The sequence below is a fragment of the Mesorhizobium sp. B2-1-3 genome, from assembly GCF_006442495.1.
Lineage (GTDB): Bacteria > Pseudomonadota > Alphaproteobacteria > Rhizobiales > Rhizobiaceae > Mesorhizobium.
This window is the reverse complement of the sequence record NZ_VFWL01000007.1, coordinates 148383-161632: the sequence shown is the minus strand read 5'-3', so window position 1 is coordinate 161632 and position 13250 is coordinate 148383. Positions and strand designations below refer to the sequence as shown.

Sequence of the window (13250 nt, the reverse complement as noted above, 5' to 3'; positions counted from 1 at the left end):
CGATGCGGCGAAGGGGAATCCAGTCCGGGGTGGAACGCCCGTTTGGGTGCGGTCCATGCAATGCCCACCACATTCCCTGGCCCTGATCCCCGCCGCATTGGCACAATGACTGGGCGCCGGGCATGACTATGTGTGGTCCATAGGTTCATCAGGCACGATAGGTCACGATCATCATGTACAAACATCTGCTCATCGCCACCGACGGGTCGGAACTGGCCGATAAGGGCGTTGCCCACGGCCTCGGGCTGGCAAAGGGCCTCGGCGCCACCGTGACCTTCGTCACCGTCTCGGAACAATTCCCGATCTTCGCCTGGGGCGGCGCCATGGCGGGCTACGCCGCGGGCGATGGGCTGGCCGCCTATCAGGAAGAAGCCCGCAAATACGGCAAGGAGGTGCTCGACAAATGCAAGGCTTCCGCCGAGGGGCTGGGCGTGTCGGCCAAGGTCGTGCACATCGAGGACAGAAGGCCCGCCGAGGCGATCCTGGAACTGTCGCAGACCGAACGCTGCGACCTGATTGTCATGGCCTCGCACGGCCGCCGCGGATTGGGCAGGCTGCTTCTGGGAAGCCAGACGGCGGAAGTCGTATCCTACAGCGAAATCCCGGTCCTGGTGGTGCGGTAGGCCGGGTCCGGCCAGTCGGCGCTCTGCAAGCGGCACTCAGAACGCCGCCTCGGCCACCAGATAAAATCCCAGCGCCAAGAGCCCGGCGAAGAACACTTTGCGAAAAGTCTCGACGCTCATGCGCCGGCGCAGCGCCTGGCCGACAGCCATGCCGGCGAGCGCAGGCGCCAGCACCGCGACCGAACCCGCCAGCCCGGCCGTCGGCGAGGCCAGGGCGCCGGCCCTGAACAGCCCGATGGCCAGCGCCGCCGTCGACACGGTGAAGGACAGGCCGAGCGCCTGGATCAGCTCTTCCCTGCCCAGCCGCAGTGATTGCAGGTAGGGCACCGCCGGAATGACGAAGACGCCGGTGGCGCCGGTGACCAGGCCGGTCGCCACCCCGACCAGCGGCGATAGCAAGGCCTCGTGGCGTGGCGGCGTTGAGAAGCCGGCCTTGGCGAGGCCGAGAACGGCATAGAGCATCAGTGCCACGCCGAGCGCGCCGGACGCGGCCGCCGTATGCGCGCCGGTGAGCAGGCCGGCGCCGGCAACGGTGCCGATCACCACGCCGGCCATCATCGTCCATAGCCGCCTGACGAGCCCGCCGAACGAAGGACCGGTGAATAATTGCCACAGGTTGGTAGCCAGCGACGGGATCAGCAGAAGCGTGGCCGCCTCGGCCGGCGCCATGGTCACCGCCAGCAGGCCCATCGCCACCGTCGGCAGGCCCATCCCGACCACGCCCTTGACGAAGCCGGCGGCAAGGAAGACGGCGCAGATCCAGGCGACGGCGGCGGCGCTCAGCATGATGGCGTGTCCGGCAGCGGCTCAATCATGGAGCAGCATGTCGGCAGCGTCGATCCCCGCTGCCGGCCCCGCCGGTCCGGCGGCGGCGCTGCTGACAGGGGCAGATGTCATGGCGCATCCTGGCATGCCGGAATCCGAGCGCGCCACGGCCAGAAGGGCGACGGCAACCGCCAGCAGCATCGCCGCGCTTTCAGCGATGCCGAGCCCTTGCCGGTTCGATGCTGGTTTTCTCATCCTGGACCTCCACCGAAACTGTTTGACGAAATTCGCCGTCACCCACAATGTGGAAATCGCGGCGCCAGCCTTCGGCTGAGGCGAAGGCTGGCGCCGCAAGCCGGTCGGCCCGCTGCGCCATCGATCGCGTGATAGCGGCCATCGCCCGGGCTGTCTTGCGGGAGGAAAAAGATGCGCTTCGACCTCGTCGATCTCCGGCTGTTCCTGCTGGTCGCCGAGCGCGGCAGCATCACCCATGGCGCCGAGCTCGCGGGCCTCGCGCTGGCCTCGGCCAGCGCCCGCATCAAGGGCATGGAGGACAGGCTCGGCGCGCCGCTTCTGGAGCGCCGCCGGCGCGGCGTGGTGCCGACCGCCGCCGGCCAGGCACTGCTGCACCACGCGCGCGCGGTGCAGAACCAGATCGAGGCGATGGCCGGCGAGCTCGGCGCCTATGCCACGGGCCTGCGCGCGCGGGTCCGCCTGCTCGCCAACACGGCCGCCACCAGCGAACTTCTGCGCGACAGGCTGCCGGCCTTTCTGGTCGCGCATCCCGGCATCGACATAGACCTCGATGAGCGCCCCAGCCACGAGATCGCCGAGGCGGTGGCGAGCGGCGCCGCCGATCTTGGCATTGCCGCGACCTGGGCCGGCCTTTCCCATCTCGAGCAGAAACCGTTCTTCGTTGACCGGCTGGTGGTGATCGCCGCGCGCAACCGCCCCGGCCTCGAAGGCCGCGCGACCGGCCTCGCCGACATTCTCGGTGAAACCTTTGTCGGCCTGAGCGCCGGCCATCCCTTGCAGGAGCACATCTCCCGCCAGGCCGCGCGCCTTGGCGGTCATCTGCATTTTCGCATCCGCGTGCCCGGCCTCGACAATGTCTGCAGGCTGGTGGCCCAGGGCGCGGGCGTCGCCATCGTGCCGGAAAGCATCGTGCGCCGCTCGGCGCCCAGCCTGCGTAGCCTGCGGCTGACGGACGACTGGGGAACCCGCCAGCTCAATCTCTGCGCCCGCCGCTTCGACACGTTGACGCCGCAGGCCAAGCTGCTGGTCGCCGCACTGGTGTGAAGCCGCCGCCCACATGCTGAATTCGCGTGGAATCATGCCTTGCCTTTAAGGAGTCCATGAAATAGCTTGTTTGCACATAGGCAAAAAAATCGCCTAGCTTTTTTCGTTTTATGAAAGACGGGGGACTTGCGGGAACATCTCGATCTGACCGATCGGCGGCTGGTCAAACAGCTGTCGCAGGACGCACAGCCGGGCATCAACCGCCTCGCCGAGATTCTGGCGATCTCGGTGCCGACGGTGCGCACGCGGCTGCGCAACCTGCTCGACCGCAACCTGCTCAAGATCGTGGGGCTCTTGAACCTGACGGAGCGGCCCGAACTGATCTCGGCCATCGTCGGCATCAACGCGCAAGGGCGCGGCCGCGCCCGCGAGCTGGCGCAGCGCATTTCCGAACTGCCCTTCGTCAACTCGGCCTCGGTCGTCACCGGGCGCTTCGACATCATCGTCGACGTGACGGTGGCCGGCGACGTCGCCGATCTCTACCGCGTCACCAGCGAGTTGATCCCGGGCGCCGGCGAGCCGGGCGAGGTCGTGCGCAGCGAGACCTTCGTCGTCATGGCGTCCTGCAACAAATGGGTCAGCCTGCCGGAAGGCTGCTGGTCGGACGACAGCATTCGCAAGGAGCCGGCATGAGGATAGCGGTTCTCGGGGGCCTCGGCCTGCTCAACCCGCTGCTGCATGTGCCGGACGCGCCTATCTTCGACGCGTTGGCCAGCCGCGGCATCGCGGTCGCCGAAACGGCGGCCCTGCACTAAGGAGACGGATTTTCGAACGGTGGCCGCCGCCGGCAACGGCGCCGCCGCTCAAAAAGCACCCTGTAGGGTAGACAACAAGACGACAAAAGGAGGAATACCCAATGAAACCAATGAACATTGCCAAGCTTTTCATCGCCGGCCTCGCACTGGCCGGCCTCACCGCCGCCGCCAGCGCCGGAGCGCTCGACGACATCACCAAGCGCGGCGAACTGCGTGTCGCCGTGCAGACGCAGGGACCGCCCTTCTCGCTGGTCGGCGCCAATGGCGAACGCACCGGCAGCTCGGTGGAACTGGCCGAACTGATGGCCAAGGAAATGGGCGTCAAGATCACCTTCCTCGACTTCGACTGGGACGGCCTGATCCCGGCGCTGCTTTCGGGCAAGGCCGACCTTCTGGTCGCAGACATGACGCCGACGCTGGCACGCGGCATGAAGGTCGCCTTCACCACGCCTTACATGTATACGGGCAGCACCGTCTTCACCAAGGCCGACGGCAAGTTCAAGACCACCGAGGACTGCAAGGCCAAGGGCACCAAGATCGCCGTGCTGCTCGGCGCCACCGGCGAGAAGGAAGCCAAGGCCGCCTTCCCCGATGCCGACATCAAGAGCTACAAGGGCGGCGGTCCGCTGCTGCTCGACGCCGTCAACAACGGCCAGGCCGATTGCGGCGTCAACGATGTCTCGGCGGTCAAGGGCCAGTCGACGGCCTATCCGGCCGGCACCTTCACAATCATGCCGGACCTCCTCTCGAAGGAGCCGCTTGCCTTCGCCACCCGCTATGACGAGCCGGATCTCCTGATCTGGATGAACCTGTTCCTCAACCAGGTCACCATCGACGGCCGTCTGCAGAAGAACCTCGACTACTGGGTCAATTCGGAAGACTGGAAGAAAGATCACTGATTAGGGATTAGGGAATTAGGGATTAGTGAATAGCGAATTAGTGAGTAGTGAATAGGGAATTCCGGATCCGCCTCACTGCTCACTGCTCACTGCTCACTACTCACTATTCCCTACCCACCATTCACGCCCATGCTCGAGAATTTCAGCTTCCGCACCATCGTCGAATACCTGCCCCTGTTCGGGCAGGGCCTGGTCACGACCGTGTGGCTGTCGGCGCTGTCCTTTTTCGGCGCGCTCGCAGTCGGCATCCTGCTGTGCGCGATGAACCTGCAGCGCGGCTGGCTGTTTCGGGTGCCGGCCAAGGCCTATATCGACGCCGTACGCGCCACGCCCTTGCTGGCGCAGCTCTATTTTCTCTATTTCGGCCTGCCGCGCCTCGGGTTCGTGCTGCCCGAACTCGTCGTCGGCATCCTCGCGTTGTCACTGAACAGCGGCGCCTATGTCGCTGAAATCATTCGCGCCGGCATCCTGTCGATCCCGCGCGGCCAGGTTGAGGCCAGTGTTGCTTCGGGCATGACCTATGTCCAGCGCATGCGCCTGGTGGTCTTGCCGCAGGCGTTCAAGGTGACGATCCCGCCGCTGCTGGGACAAGCGATCGTGCTGGTCAAGGATTCGGCGCTCCTGTCGCTGATCTCGGTTGCCGAGCTGACGCGCGCCGGCCAGTTGCTCGCCTCCGACCGTTTCATGCCGGCGGAAGGATTTCTCACCATCGCCGCCTTCTACCTCCTGCTCTATTACGGCCTCAAAGGGCTGGCGGTTCTCTCCGGCCGCTGGCTCGGCTCGGCGGGAGCGCGCATATGATCTGGCAACAGTTGCAAAGCCTTGCGGGCAGCTATCCGCTGGCGCTGCGCGGCCTCGGCATGACCGTGGTGCTGTCGCTGATCAGCCTGGTGCTGGGCACCCTGCTCGGCTTCGGCCTGGGCATCTTGCGGACCGGCGGCAACCGGTTGATCGCCGGCGTGATCGGTGCCTGGGTAGACCTCATCCGGGGCACCCCGTTCCTGGTGCAGATATTCCTGATCTTCTTCATCTTGCCGGAGCTGGGCATCGAGCTCGACGCCTTCACCGCCGGCATCATCGCGCTGACCAACCTCGCCGCCTGCTTCATCTGCGAGATCGTCGCCGCCGGCATCCGTTCGGTTCCGACGGGCCAGGTCGAGGCGGCACTGGCGTCCGGCCTGTCGCGCTGGCAGCGCATGCGCCAGGTGGTGCTACCGCAGGCGATGCGCATCGTGCTGCCGCCGCTGGTCGGGCAATATGTGCTGCTGATCAAAGATTCTTCGGTCGTGTCGGCGATCGGCCTGACCGACCTCACCCGCGTCGGCTGGCTGGTGGTGCAGCGCGTGCCGAACGGCCTGCTGGTGTTCTTCCTCGTCGGCGTCGGCTATTTCATCGTCTGCTATCCGCTGATCATGCTCGCCCGCCGGCTCGAACGGCGCATGGGTGCCGCCCATGGCGAGGTGCAGATATGACATCGAACCCAAAGGTTCCGACCACATGACCAAAACGGGCATGATCGATTTTCGCGGCGTCAACAAATGGTTCGGCACGCTCAACGTGCTGAGGGACATCACGCTCAGCGTCGAGCCGCGCGAAGTGGTCGTCGTCTGCGGCCCGAGCGGGTCGGGCAAGAGCACGCTTATCCGCTGCATCAACGGGCTGGAGACGATCAAGGACGGCGACCTTGTCGTCGACGGCCAGCGGCTCGGCCACCCCGCCACCAACATGACGAAGCTGCGCACCGAGATCGGCTTCGTCTTCCAGTCCTTCAACCTCTACCCGCACAAGACCGCGCTCGAAAACGTCACGCTGGCGCCGATCCATGTCCGCAAGATCCCGCGCGCCGAAGCCGAGCAGGCCGGCCGCGAACTGCTGGCCAAGGTCGGGCTTGCCGACAAGGTCAACGCCTATCCTGCGCAGCTTTCAGGCGGCCAGCAACAGCGTGTGGCGATCGCCCGCTGCCTCGGCATGCGCCCCAAGATCATGCTGTTCGACGAGCCGACCTCCGCGCTCGACCCCGAGATGATTTCGGAAGTGCTCGACGTCATGGTCGCGGTTGCCGAGGAAGGCATGACCATGATGGTGGTGACGCATGAGATGGGCTTTGCCCGCAAGGTCGCCCAGCGCGTGGTGTTCATGGATGCCGGCGCCATCGTCGAAAGCGGCACGCCCGACGAGTTCTTCTCGCACCCCAGGACCGATCGCAGCCGCGCCTTCCTGAGCAAGATCCTGCGGCACTGACCGGCGCCGCCGCCTCAAGTGACCGCCAGCACCTTGCCCGTATCGTGCTGGCGCACGAAATCCACGTGGCGGCCGTCCCAGTGGTAGCTGTAGTGCCTCCCCTGGACGGGAACAGTCATTGCATCCGGCCAGAAGATGCCGATGCACTGCCCGCTTGGCATGCGCACGCTGTTCCACACCAGCCCGTCGCTGCCGGCCGCACGCAAGGCGCGGCCTTCGGCCTGCGAGGCGGTGTAGTCGTCCGGGTCGAGCGCGCCGGGCACCGCGTTGACGTCATCGAGGTCGCGATCGACGCTGCCGATCAGCACGCGGAAATCCGCGGTCCAGCCCGGCTCCTCCTTGGTGGCGCGCATAAAATTCTGGTGGTGGTGGATGGTTTCGGCCAGCGCCACCTCCTCGCTGTCGCCGGCATAGTAGATGCCGTAGCTGCCATCGGAAAACCGCCCGGGCCGCAAGGTCGAGCAATGCACGAAGGGCGCCATCACGAAACTTGCGCCGGGTCCGGACACCCGCCTTTCGGCAGGAACCTTGCCGAGGTCGCCGAGTTCCAGCCGGATGCGCGGATTGGTCTTCTCCTCGACGGCGGCCAGCGCTTCCCAATCGCGTGGGTCGGCAATGTCCTCGAAGAGGTCGATCGGCGGATGGATGGAGCGGATGATGCGGAAGGTCTGGGGCCAGTGGACGCGGCGCCGGACCGCGAGCCCACTCACCATGCACCACGCTCCGCGTCGAGCCATTCGCGCATCGCGGCAAGGTCGGAGATTTCGCCGCGCAGCATCAGGTCGAGCGCCGACTGGCCGCCGAACGTGGCGTTGGGTTTTCGGATCCAGGCATAGCCGCGCGCCGGCTCGGTGAAGAGATAGCGCAAGCCCTTATGGATGCCCATCAGATGCGCCATGCGGGTGCGCAGATCGCGGTCGATCCGACCGATGCCGCCTTCCTTCCAGCGCGCCCAGGTCCGCGCCGACATGCCGCCGAGCAGGATGCAGGCCTCGAGGTCGGTGAGGCCCCACGCCTTGAACAGGTTGACCGTGGTGCGCGCCAGGGCGCCCGCCTCTTCATCCGAGATGGCGCTGCCGACCGCGGCCGGCGTGGTGACGATGGACTGAAGCTGCATTTTCTGCTCCCGCTATTGGCAGACATATAGCATGTATTTGCCAATTGGCAAGGAAACAGGACCAGAGCGGCCACCTAAAAAGGTGGCGCGGCATAACAGACCAGGGTTCCTCGCCCCCACAAAGGTGGGGGAGAGGTGGCTCGGCGAAGCCGAGACGGAGCGGGGGAATGGCGCGGCGTGGATATGCCGTGAAAACCTTCCAGCGCCGCAGCCCCCTCTCCGACCGCTTCGCCGCCACCTCTCCCCCGCTTTGCGGGGCCGAGGAACCCACGTTCTGTGAGGGCGGCTCTTGTCCGCCTACTCCGCCGCCTCATACCCCGCGATACCCTTGATCTCCAGAAAATCCTCCAGCCCGTATTCGGCGTATTCGCGGCCGTTGCCGGATTGCTTGTAGCCGCCGAAGGGCAGGCCGGCGTCCCATTGGGGATAGTTGATGTAGACGTTGCCGGAGCGCATGCGCGCCGCGACGTCGCGCGCCTTCTGGATATCCTTGGCCTGGATATAGGAGGCAAGGCCGTAGACGGTGTCGTTGGCCTGCTCGACCGCCTGCTCGACCGTGTCGTAGGGCATGATGGCCAGCACCGGCCCGAAAATCTCCTCGCGCGCGATGCGCATGTCGTGGGTGACATCGGCGAACACGGTCGGCCTGACATAGTAGCCACGGTTGAGTTCGGCCGAACGGCCGGGGCCGCCCGCGACCAGCGTGGCGCCCTCGTCTATGCCGCTCTGGATCATGTCCTGGATCTTGTCGAACTGGGCCTGGCTGACGACAGGGCCGAGCTTGGTGCCGGGAGCGTCGGCCGGACCGACCACGAACTTTTCCGCCGCCGCCTTGGCGTAGGAAGCCGCCTCGTCATGACGGTCGCGTGGCACGAACATACGGGTTGGCGCGTTGCAGGACTGGCCGCTGTTGCTGAAGCAGCCGGCGACGCCCTTGGTCACGGCGGTGGCGAGGTCGACATCCGGGAACAGGATGTTGGCCGACTTGCCGCCAAGTTCCTGGTGCACGCGCTTGACGGTGTCGGCGGCGGCCTTGGCCACCAATATGCCGGCCCGGGTGGAGCCGGTGAACGACATCATGTCGATATCGGGATGGCTGGACAGCGCCTGGCCGACGCCGGGGCCGTCGCCATTGACGAGGTTGAACACGCCCTTCGGCACGCCGGCCTCGTTGAAGATCTCGGCGAAGATGATGGCGTCGAGCGGCGCGATCTCGGATGGCTTCAGCACCATGGTGCAACCGGCGGCAAGCGCCGGACCCACCTTGCAGGTGATCTGGTTCAGCGGCCAGTTCCATGGCGTGATCAGGCCGACGACGCCGATCGGCTCCTTGACGATCAGCGAGGAGCCCTTGACCTGCCGGAACTGGAAGCTCTTCAGCACTTCCGCCATCTTGGCCAGATGCGCGAGCCCGATGCCGACCTGGCTGTCGAGCGCCATCCGGCGCGGCGCGCCCATCTCGCGTGACACGGCGAGCGCAAGGTCCTGGCTGCGCTTCTTGTAGACCTCGATGACGCGGTTGAGGATGTCGAGCCGTTCCTCGACCGAGGTGAAGCCGAATGTGCCGAAGGCCCGCTTCGCGGCGACCACCGCCTTGTCGACGTCGGCCTTGGAACCAAGCGAAATCTGCGCGAAGCTATCTTCGTTCGACGGATCGATGACATCGATCGTGTTGGGCACGACAGGATCGACCCACGCGCCATCGATGTAGAACTGCAGATTGTGTGACATGATTTCTCCTGAGGGGCGCCGCACAGCCGTCCGGCGTGATATCTGGTTAGAAATAACGATGCGCGAATGGCGGTGTCAAACGCAACCCCGAACTGGTGAGCGAGCCGCGAGCGGTTGAACCAGCCGGGCGGGCGATAGCTGGAATAGAACGAGTTAAAGCAGAGTATGCCCGGCTTCGCCCAGAAGCCGTGTCGCCGCGACCCGATCGGCGGCTTTCACCAGCAGGTGATCGCCGTCGAAAGTCGACACCACGAAAATGCCCAGCTCGTTTTCCGACAGTGGCCTGATGACCGACAACACGATGCCGGTTTCGTCGAAGGCGAAAGGTCCTTGGAGCTTGAAGGCGACCCACTCGTCATCCCGCTTGACGCCATCTGGAACGCGATCCTGCAGACAGACGATCGAAAGTTCATCCTCGGTTCTGGTGATGCTGACGAAGCCTGGCCCGTCCGCCCAACCGGGAACGCTCGCTCCAGGCTCGAGCCGCGAAATCGCGTACAGCCCGGGCAGTTGCTTCAGCCTGATTTTGGCAGCCATTGTCGAACTCCGATTGCGGTCTATCCAGCGAGCCTCTTGCTCATATAGACAGTCGTACCGTTCATGAACGGCTCCTCCCGGTCGATCCTATAGCCGTGCCTCTTGTAAAGCGACACATTGGCCGCGAAGGCGCCATTGGTCAGCAGGCGAAGTTCGTTGCGGCCCGCTTCGGCCGCCTTGCGTTCAGCCCGCTCCAGCAACAGCCGGCCGATCCCCCTTCCCTGCGCATGCGGTGCCACGCAGACATTCTCGATCCAGACATGATCGTCGGCTGGCATGGTTTCGATCGCGCCGACGATTTCGCCCTGCTCGGTCGCAAGGTCGAACTCATGCTCTGCAACCGCTATGTCGTAGTCGGCGCGCATGGGCAGCGGTTCGCGGCCGATCAGCGGCACCCATTTGGCATAGGCCAAGCGCACGATGTCCCGGATGGCTGCGGCGTCCGCCGGCCCGGCCTGCCGGAACTGGATGGAAGGATTGATGCTCATCGAGGGCTCCAGACATGAACAGCCCGCCGACGGTTGCGCGGGCGGGGCTGGGAAGAACGAACCGGAATTAACGGGCCACTCCTCGTCGTCGCGCAATCATGCCGCCTCGCAGTGTACAGGTTCGGCGTCGCATGACATTGGCGCGGGGAAGAACGAACATGGCGCCAAGCTGGCGCAGCATGAGTGGCCCGTCAAGCCGACGCCAAGCCACCTTCTGGCGGTGCCCCAGCCTCTTTACCGCGCTGCCTCACCAACCCTGATTAGAGGCATGCCGTATCGGCCCTTGGCCGACGACCGCATTTTGGTCACGTAAGCCGGAAAACCGTCCTGGAAAATCGATCATTCTAACGAAAATAATTCATTGGAAAGATTAGTCGGGGAATGGCATTCCCCGGGCGAAGTCGCCTGGAGCATGACGTTGTCTTCCTTATCCCACATTGCGAACGATATTCCAAAAAGCCTGATTTCCGCCGAACCCGCGCAGCGCCGCAAGGCGCTCGACTCGACCAAGGCCGGACCCGTGCCCGGTATGATATTGGTCGCGATGATCACTGCGGTGGCCTTCTCGGCCCGCAACGTCTCCGGCTTTGCCCTGTTCAGCCCGATGATAATAGCCGTCGTCGCCGGCATGATCTACTCCAACGTGCTCGGCACGCCGGGGCACGCCAAGGCCGGCATCGCGTTTTCGCAGCGCCGGCTGCTGCGCTTCGCCATAGTGCTGCTCGGTTTCCAGCTGACGCTCGGCCAGGTGGTGTCGATCGGCGCCGGCGGTGTCGGCATCGTGGCAGCCACCCTTGGCGCCACCTTCGTCTTCACCATCACGCTCGGCCGGCTGATCGGCGTCGACGCGAAACTGGCGCAGCTGATCGCCGCCGGCACCTCGATCTGCGGTGCCTCGGCAATCGTGGCCACCAACATCGTCACCGACGCGCGCGACGAGGACGTCACCTACGCCGTCGCCTCGATCACCTTGTTCGGCACCGTCGCCATGCTCGGCTTCCCGCTGCTGGCGCCGCTGCTCGGCCTCGACCAGCATGCTTTCGGCCTGTGGGCGGGCGCCTCGATCCATGAGGTGGCGCAGGTCATCGGCGCCGGCTTCCAGAACGGCACCCAGTCGGGCGAGATCGCCACCGTCGCCAAGCTCACCCGCGTCGCCATGCTGGCGCCGATGGTCATCGCGCTGGGCCTGATGGCGCGCCGCAAGAGCAGCAGCGACCAGCAGGCGGCGCGCCCGCCCATGCCATGGTTCGTCGCCGCCTTCGTCGCCGTCGTGGCTCTGAACAGCCTTGTCGCGATACCCGCCGACGTGAAATCGGCGATGGCGCTCGCCACCACCATCATGCTGACCATGGGGCTGGCCGCCATGGGCCTGCAGGCCGATATCTCGCAGCTGCGCTCGCGCGGCCTGCGCCCGCTGGCGCTCGCCTTCTCGGCCTTCCTGTTCATCGGCGGCTTCAGCCTGATGCTGGTGAAGTTGGCCTAGGCCCCAAAGGTAGCGCTCTACGGCGCCCCCTTCTGTCCGGCAGGAAAGCGCCTAATCCTCGAACGAACTGGCCGCGACATAGATCGCGGCCAGCGTTTCGATGCCGGCCTGGTCCGCCTTGTCGAAGCGGCCGGGCAGCGGGCTGTCGAGATCGAGCACGCCGAAGACGCCTTCATCGTCTTCGAGAAGCACGACCAGTTCCGAACGCGAATCGGCGTCGCAGGCGATGTGGCCGGGGAAATCGTGCACGTCCTTGATAAGCATCGAGGTGCCGAGTTCGACCGCCGTGCCGCATACGCCCTTGCCTACGGCAATGCGCACGCAGGCCGGCTTGCCCTGGAACGGACCCAGCACCAATTCCTCGTCCGAGGCCAGGAAATAGAAGCCCGCCCAGTTGAGATCGGGCACCATCTGGAAGATCAGCGCCGCGGTGTTGGCGGCATTGGCAATCGAGTCGCCCTCGCCCTCGAGCAGCGCCTTCAGTTGCGCGGCAAGATCGCGGTAGAACGCGGCCTTGTCCGAAGTGTCGATGGCCTTGGCTGCGAACATGGCTTGTCTCCGAACTGAGAATCGCGGTTCCGTTTTCCGCAGGCTCTGCACCAAACGACCACCGGAACAGTCTACCGTGAATCCTACCCGCCACGAAAGCCGCAAGATCAGGGTCGCCGCCGGCTTCATCGCGGATGCGTCGGGCCGGCTGCTTCTGGTGCGCAAGCGCGGCACCAGCGCCTTCATGCAGCCCGGCGGCAAGATCGAGCCGCGCGAGTCCCCGCTCGATGCTCTGGTGCGTGAATTGCGCGAGGAACTCGGATTGGCGGTCGACCTCGCCACCACCTCCCGGCTCGGCCTGTTCTCGGCCAACGAGCCGGACAGCACGGTCGAGGCGGAATTGTTCGGGCTCTCCATCGACAGCCAGCCGATAGCCGCCCCCGAGATCGAGGAGATCATCTGGCTGGAGCCCGGCTCGACCAGTTCCGTCGAACTTGCGCCGCTGACGCGCGATGTGGTGCTGAGGTTGAGCGGAATGTAGCGGCGGCGGCGCCGCTATTACATCGGACGCTTGGGGTCGCCCTTTTGTGGCATTGCCGGATCGGGCTCGGATTTCTTGTGCTTGTCGGCGGCAATCCTGCGGATGCGGTCGAAGCGGCTTTCCTCTGTCGTTTCGGTCGTGACGACCGTCTGTGGCTTCTGCACGAACACGATCATGGATCGATCTCCTGGGCCAGAGGCCTGCGCGCCGGGGGAGAATCCCCCGGCGATAGTCGTCTCGCCTGCGGCAAAGACCGGTTTGGCGAGATACGGATCAGGCCTG

At 65.3% G+C, this 13250-nt stretch carries 19 protein-coding genes; 10 read left to right on the top strand and 9 right to left on the bottom strand.

The window, feature by feature from the left end; genetic code table 11:
• Nucleotides 1-173 precede the first annotated feature (173 nt).
• The gene (locus FJ973_RS14335) at nucleotides 174-623 is read left to right on the top strand and encodes a universal stress protein (protein ID WP_140556341.1); all 450 of its coding nucleotides are present in this window, start codon (nucleotides 174-176) and stop codon (nucleotides 621-623) included.
• Nucleotides 624-659: 36 nt separating this feature from the next.
• Here FJ973_RS14335 and FJ973_RS14330 read toward each other — a convergent pair whose 3' ends face one another.
• Together FJ973_RS14330 and FJ973_RS14325 are read right to left on the bottom strand one after the other, a co-directional pair.
• A complete protein-coding gene (locus FJ973_RS14330) occupies nucleotides 660-1409 on the bottom strand; it encodes a sulfite exporter TauE/SafE family protein (protein ID WP_140556339.1) in 750 nt (249 codons plus the stop codon).
• 21 nt (nucleotides 1410-1430) lie between these two features.
• Nucleotides 1431-1643 carry a hypothetical protein gene (locus tag FJ973_RS14325; RefSeq protein ID WP_140556337.1) on the bottom strand — a complete coding sequence of 71 codons (213 nt, stop codon included), beginning with the start codon at nucleotides 1641-1643 and terminating at the stop codon, nucleotides 1431-1433.
• A 171-nt stretch (nucleotides 1644-1814) separates the two neighbouring features.
• On the opposite strand from FJ973_RS14325, the gene FJ973_RS14320 reads away from it, so the two are divergent.
• From FJ973_RS14320 to FJ973_RS14295, 7 genes are all read left to right on the top strand, one after another.
• A complete protein-coding gene (locus tag FJ973_RS14320; protein ID WP_140521401.1) occupies nucleotides 1815-2687 on the top strand; it encodes a LysR substrate-binding domain-containing protein in 873 nt (290 codons plus the stop codon).
• Nucleotides 2688-2813: 126 nt separating this feature from the next.
• Nucleotides 2814-3320 carry an Lrp/AsnC family transcriptional regulator gene (locus tag FJ973_RS14315; protein WP_140499160.1) on the top strand — a complete coding sequence of 169 codons (507 nt, stop codon included), beginning with the start codon at nucleotides 2814-2816 and terminating at the stop codon, nucleotides 3318-3320.
• Entirely contained in the window at nucleotides 3317-3442 is a 126-nt protein-coding gene (locus FJ973_RS31595; protein ID WP_281407017.1) for a hypothetical protein, read from the top strand. The genes FJ973_RS14315 and FJ973_RS31595 overlap by 4 nt, the downstream gene beginning before the upstream one ends.
• 110 nt (nucleotides 3443-3552) lie before the next feature.
• On the top strand, nucleotides 3553-4341 hold the full coding sequence (locus FJ973_RS14310) for an ABC transporter substrate-binding protein (RefSeq protein WP_140556462.1): 789 nt from the start codon (nucleotides 3553-3555) through the stop codon (nucleotides 4339-4341).
• 129 nt (nucleotides 4342-4470) lie between these two features.
• A complete protein-coding gene (locus tag FJ973_RS14305; RefSeq protein ID WP_140521400.1) occupies nucleotides 4471-5142 on the top strand; it encodes an amino acid ABC transporter permease in 672 nt (223 codons plus the stop codon).
• A complete protein-coding gene (locus tag FJ973_RS14300; protein ID WP_140499164.1) occupies nucleotides 5139-5813 on the top strand; it encodes an amino acid ABC transporter permease in 675 nt (224 codons plus the stop codon). The genes FJ973_RS14305 and FJ973_RS14300 overlap by 4 nt, the downstream gene beginning before the upstream one ends.
• A 25-nt stretch (nucleotides 5814-5838) precedes the next feature.
• Nucleotides 5839-6582 carry an amino acid ABC transporter ATP-binding protein gene (locus FJ973_RS14295; RefSeq protein ID WP_140521398.1) on the top strand — a complete coding sequence of 248 codons (744 nt, stop codon included), beginning with the start codon at nucleotides 5839-5841 and terminating at the stop codon, nucleotides 6580-6582.
• 14 nt (nucleotides 6583-6596) lie between these two features.
• Here the strand turns inward: FJ973_RS14295 and FJ973_RS14290 are convergent, their stop codons facing one another.
• The 5 genes from FJ973_RS14290 to FJ973_RS14270 form a co-directional block, all read right to left on the bottom strand.
• Nucleotides 6597-7295, bottom strand: coding sequence for an RES family NAD+ phosphorylase (locus tag FJ973_RS14290; protein ID WP_140556335.1), 699 nt, complete (start codon nucleotides 7293-7295; stop codon nucleotides 6597-6599).
• Nucleotides 7289-7699 (bottom strand): MbcA/ParS/Xre antitoxin family protein, encoded by a 411-nt coding sequence (locus FJ973_RS14285; protein ID WP_140499170.1) that lies wholly within the window; start codon nucleotides 7697-7699, stop codon nucleotides 7289-7291. Before FJ973_RS14285 ends, FJ973_RS14290 begins: the two co-directional genes overlap by 7 nt.
• 297 nt (nucleotides 7700-7996) lie before the next feature.
• Nucleotides 7997-9430, bottom strand: coding sequence for an aldehyde dehydrogenase family protein (locus FJ973_RS14280; RefSeq protein ID WP_140556333.1), 1434 nt, complete (start codon nucleotides 9428-9430; stop codon nucleotides 7997-7999).
• A gap of 153 nt (nucleotides 9431-9583) precedes the next feature.
• Nucleotides 9584-9967 (bottom strand): ACT domain-containing protein, encoded by a 384-nt coding sequence (locus FJ973_RS14275; protein ID WP_140516236.1) that lies wholly within the window; start codon nucleotides 9965-9967, stop codon nucleotides 9584-9586.
• 20 nt (nucleotides 9968-9987) lie between these two features.
• A complete protein-coding gene (locus FJ973_RS14270) occupies nucleotides 9988-10455 on the bottom strand; it encodes a GNAT family N-acetyltransferase (RefSeq protein WP_140516238.1) in 468 nt (155 codons plus the stop codon).
• 418 nt (nucleotides 10456-10873) lie between these two features.
• Here FJ973_RS14270 and FJ973_RS14265 point away from each other — a divergent pair, with 418 nt between their 5' ends.
• Nucleotides 10874-11938, top strand: coding sequence for a YeiH family protein (locus FJ973_RS14265; RefSeq protein ID WP_140556332.1), 1065 nt, complete (start codon nucleotides 10874-10876; stop codon nucleotides 11936-11938).
• A 51-nt stretch (nucleotides 11939-11989) separates the two neighbouring features.
• Here the strand turns inward: FJ973_RS14265 and FJ973_RS14260 are convergent, their stop codons facing one another.
• Entirely contained in the window at nucleotides 11990-12487 is a 498-nt protein-coding gene (locus FJ973_RS14260) for a GAF domain-containing protein (RefSeq protein ID WP_140499180.1), read from the bottom strand.
• A gap of 76 nt (nucleotides 12488-12563) precedes the next feature.
• On the opposite strand from FJ973_RS14260, the gene FJ973_RS14255 reads away from it, so the two are divergent.
• Nucleotides 12564-12968, top strand: coding sequence for an NUDIX domain-containing protein (locus FJ973_RS14255; protein WP_246671052.1), 405 nt, complete (start codon nucleotides 12564-12566; stop codon nucleotides 12966-12968).
• A gap of 17 nt (nucleotides 12969-12985) precedes the next feature.
• On the opposite strand, the gene FJ973_RS30915 is transcribed toward FJ973_RS14255, so the two are convergent.
• Entirely contained in the window at nucleotides 12986-13144 is a 159-nt protein-coding gene (locus tag FJ973_RS30915) for a hypothetical protein (protein WP_181170907.1), read from the bottom strand.
• Nucleotides 13145-13250 lie beyond the last annotated feature (106 nt).

Coding starts and splice junctions, on each gene's coding strand:
- FJ973_RS14335 (WP_140556341.1), top strand. CDS start 174: ATGTACAAACATCTGCTCATCGCCACCGACGGGTCGGAACTGGCCGAT.
- FJ973_RS14330 (WP_140556339.1), bottom strand. CDS start 1,409: ATGCTGAGCGCCGCCGCCGTCGCCTGGATCTGCGCCGTCTTCCTTGCC.
- FJ973_RS14325 (WP_140556337.1), bottom strand. CDS start 1,643: ATGAGAAAACCAGCATCGAACCGGCAAGGGCTCGGCATCGCTGAAAGC.
- FJ973_RS14320 (WP_140521401.1), top strand. CDS start 1,815: ATGCGCTTCGACCTCGTCGATCTCCGGCTGTTCCTGCTGGTCGCCGAG.
- FJ973_RS31595 (WP_281407017.1), top strand. CDS start 3,317: ATGAGGATAGCGGTTCTCGGGGGCCTCGGCCTGCTCAACCCGCTGCTG.
- FJ973_RS14310 (WP_140556462.1), top strand. CDS start 3,553: ATGAACATTGCCAAGCTTTTCATCGCCGGCCTCGCACTGGCCGGCCTC.
- FJ973_RS14305 (WP_140521400.1), top strand. CDS start 4,471: ATGCTCGAGAATTTCAGCTTCCGCACCATCGTCGAATACCTGCCCCTG.
- FJ973_RS14300 (WP_140499164.1), top strand. CDS start 5,139: ATGATCTGGCAACAGTTGCAAAGCCTTGCGGGCAGCTATCCGCTGGCG.
- FJ973_RS14295 (WP_140521398.1), top strand. CDS start 5,839: ATGACCAAAACGGGCATGATCGATTTTCGCGGCGTCAACAAATGGTTC.
- FJ973_RS14290 (WP_140556335.1), bottom strand. CDS start 7,295: ATGGTGAGTGGGCTCGCGGTCCGGCGCCGCGTCCACTGGCCCCAGACC.
- FJ973_RS14285 (WP_140499170.1), bottom strand. CDS start 7,699: ATGCAGCTTCAGTCCATCGTCACCACGCCGGCCGCGGTCGGCAGCGCC.
- FJ973_RS14280 (WP_140556333.1), bottom strand. CDS start 9,430: ATGTCACACAATCTGCAGTTCTACATCGATGGCGCGTGGGTCGATCCT.
- FJ973_RS14275 (WP_140516236.1), bottom strand. CDS start 9,967: ATGGCTGCCAAAATCAGGCTGAAGCAACTGCCCGGGCTGTACGCGATT.
- FJ973_RS14270 (WP_140516238.1), bottom strand. CDS start 10,455: ATGAGCATCAATCCTTCCATCCAGTTCCGGCAGGCCGGGCCGGCGGAC.
- FJ973_RS14260 (WP_140499180.1), bottom strand. CDS start 12,487: ATGTTCGCAGCCAAGGCCATCGACACTTCGGACAAGGCCGCGTTCTAC.
- FJ973_RS30915 (WP_181170907.1), bottom strand. CDS start 13,144: ATGATCGTGTTCGTGCAGAAGCCACAGACGGTCGTCACGACCGAAACG.